Source organism: Novosphingobium sp. B-7, assembly GCF_000410615.1.
Taxonomy (GTDB): Bacteria; Pseudomonadota; Alphaproteobacteria; order Sphingomonadales; family Sphingomonadaceae; genus Novosphingobium; species Novosphingobium capsulatum.
This window is the reverse complement of the sequence record NZ_KE148344.1, coordinates 1-362: the sequence shown is the minus strand read 5'-3', so window position 1 is coordinate 362 and position 362 is coordinate 1. Positions and strand designations below refer to the sequence as shown.

At 72.7% G+C, this 362-nt stretch carries 1 pseudogene; it reads left to right on the top strand.

The features are described 5' to 3' along the window. Positions 1-362 (top strand): annotated as a pseudogene (locus tag H926_RS27315) (hypothetical protein); the annotation flags it as partial.

Sequence of the window (362 nt, the reverse complement as noted above, 5' to 3'; positions counted from 1 at the left end):
CGAAACCACCGAAGCCCGGCTGCGCCGGCTGGAGGCAGAAATCCGCGCCTTGCAGCGCAAGGTGTTTCCCGATGGCGCCGGCCGCGCCTTTGGTCCGGAAATCACGCCCACGGCGCCGGCCCCCACGCCGGCCGTGCCCACGGTGGCGACGACCCCGCTCACCGATGTGCTGTCCCGCCTCGATGCGGTGGAAGCGCAACTGCGCCAGGTGACCGCCGCGACCGAGGAAAACCAGAACCACCTGAGCAAGCTGGACACCCGCGTGTCTGCCCTGGAAACCGCCGCGGCCCCGCCGGCGGCGGCAACCGATCCGGCTGGCGCCAATCCTTCGGGCATCGCGCCCGCACCGGCTGCCGGCAGCG